Below are 2526 nucleotides of genomic sequence, written 5' to 3'. Positions count from 1 at the left end.
ACACAGCGCGCTCCGGTCGCGCGCGGCTGCGCCCCGCACGCCGTGTCCTCGACGGGATGCTGCCCGACCTGGACGGCCTCCAGGTGCTACGCCGGCTGCGGTACGAGAACCCGAAGCTGCCGGTGCTGATGCTCACCGCCCGGGACGCGCTGGAGCACCGTATCGACGGACTCTCGGCGGGCGCGGACGACTACGTCACCAAGCCGTTCTCACTGGAGGAGGTCGTCCTGCGGCTGCGCGGGCTGCTGCGGCGGTCCGGCGTCGAGGAGAGCCGGGCGGCGACGGACGACGGCGCCCTCGTACTCGGTGATCTCGTCTACACCGAGGAGACCCGCGAGGTGCACCGCGACGGTACGCCGATCCAGCTCACCGCCAAGGAGTTCGAGCTGCTCGGCCTGCTGCTCAGCCATCCGCGCCAGGTGCTGAGCAAGGCCCAGATCCTGGACCACGTCTGGAGCAGCTCCTTCGACGGCGGGGGCAACCTGGTGGAGGTCTACATCTCCAGCCTCCGCCGCAAGATCGACAAGGGCAGGGCACCGATGATCCACACGGTGCGCGGGCTCGGATACGCCATCCGCGCGGGGGAGGACGGAAGATGACGACCCGTTGGACGGCCCGGGTGGGCGACCGCTGTCGGCAGACCGTGCGGAGCCGTTCCCTGCGCACCCGGCTGCTCGTCTTCATCACCGCCACGCTGGTCGCGGTGTGCGCCGCGATGACCCTGGCGACGGTGGTCGCGCAGCGTGCCTCGCTGATGGGCGCCCTCGACGAGCGGGTCACCGACGCCGCCGAGCGGAGCCTCGGCGGGGTGAGCGTCGGGCCGCGCAACCACACCGACCTGGCGTTCCTCAGGGAGCAGGGCCAGGCCGTCGGCACGCTCGCCGCGCGGCTCGACGCGGAGGGGGACATCACCGCCGCCGAGGTCATCGGCACGAGCGGCGACCCGAAGGCCCTCACCGCCGAGCAGCGGGCCGCCATCGAGGACATCGGGGCCGACGGCTCCGAGCACACCCGGACCGTGCCCGGCCTCGGCACGTACCGGATCACGGCGATCGGCGAGGACGGGCTGTACGTCCTGACCGGGCTGCCGATGGACGACGTCCAGGAGATGATCAACGGCCTGGTGCTGGTCGAGGCGGTGGTCGCCGGAGTCGGCCTCACCGTCGCGGGCTGTGTCTGCGCGGTCGTGATCCGGCGTCAACTGCGCCCGCTGGGCCGGGTCGCCGCGACGGCCGTCGAGGTCTCCCGCTCCCCGCTGGACCGGGGCGAGGTCACCGGCCTGACCCGCGTACCCGACCGCGACACGGACCCCGGCAGCGAGGCCGGCCAGGTCGGCGCCGCCCTCAACCGCATGATCGACCATGTCGAGGCCTCCCTCGCCCAGCGGCAGCGCAGCGAGGAACGCATGCGCCGCTTCCTCGCCGACGCCAGCCATGAACTCCGTACGCCGCTGGCCTCGATCGCCGGTTACGCGGAACTCATGAACCGCGGCACGGACAAGATCGAGCCGACGCTGGCATGGCGCCGTATCTCGGCGGAGTCGGCGCGGATGACGGGCCTGGTGGAGGACCTGCTGTTGCTGGCCCGTCTGGACGAGGGCCGCCCCCTGGAGTCCGCCGAGGTGGACCTCGCGGCCCTGGTGGCGGAGGCGGTGTGGGACGCGCGGGCGGCGGGCGAGGACCACAACTGGCAGCTCGCGCTGCTGCTGGACGCCCCGGCCCTGGTCACCGGCGACGAAGCCCGCCTCCACCAGGTGGTGGCCAACCTGCTGGCCAACGCCCGGGTGCACACACCGCCCGGCACGACGGTCACCGCGTCCGTCGAGTCCACCGCCGACCGCTGTGTGATCCGCGTACGCGACGACGGCCCCGGTATCCCGCCCGCCCTCCTCCCCTCCGTCTTCGAACGCTTCACCCGAGCCGACGCCTCCCGCTCCCGCACCGGCCCCCACCAGGGCGGCTCCGGCCTCGGCCTCGCCATCGTCGCCGCGATCGTCTCCGCCCACGGAGGCCGCCTCGACGTGATCAGCGACCCCGGCCACACGGAGTTCACCATCGAGCTCCCTCCGCCGGGAACCATGGAACACCCCACGATCGACACGGTCTCGGCCCCGTCGACCCCTTCGGTGCCATCAGTGCCGGTGTGAGTTTCCGGCTTCGGATTCCCCTCGGCTTCCGCCCCCGGAGTCGTCTCGCGTGGCCGTCCTCCCCGGCAGTGCCCGGGACGAAGGGAGCCGGCGAAGACGACCGAGCGCGACAGCGGGGCGCGCGGAGAGCCGACGGGGGACGGCACGGACCACGCCCACGGCCACAGCCACGGTTACGACCATGACCATGCCGCTGGGACACGGCTGAGCCACCGGTGAGTTGACGATCGCCTGCGTTCCGTGTCATCGCGAGGGCCGCACCCACCCGGGCGCGGCCCTGGTGCGTCAAGCGTTCGGGCAGGGCTGCGGAAGACGTTGCGTCAAGGCTTGCGCAAGACGTTTACAAGGGCGGTCCTCCGCGCTAGCTTCCGAAGCAGGGT

Annotated in this window: 1 protein-coding gene and 1 pseudogene; both read left to right on the top strand. The window is 72.4% G+C overall.

Annotated elements, in window-relative coordinates:
* Window positions 1-599 (top strand): annotated as a pseudogene (locus STRIP9103_RS28260) (response regulator transcription factor); the annotation flags it as partial.
* Entirely contained in the window at window positions 596-2146 is a 1551-nt protein-coding gene (locus STRIP9103_RS28255; RefSeq protein WP_009325724.1) for a sensor histidine kinase, read from the top strand. The pseudogene STRIP9103_RS28260 and the gene STRIP9103_RS28255, both read left to right, overlap by 4 nt.
* Window positions 2147-2526 lie beyond the last annotated feature (380 nt).

This window comes from Streptomyces ipomoeae 91-03 (assembly GCF_000317595.1).
Classification (GTDB): Bacteria; Actinomycetota; Actinomycetes; order Streptomycetales; family Streptomycetaceae; genus Streptomyces; species Streptomyces ipomoeae.
Note: the sequence above shows the minus strand (reverse complement) of the source record. Positions and strands in the feature narration are given on the sequence as shown.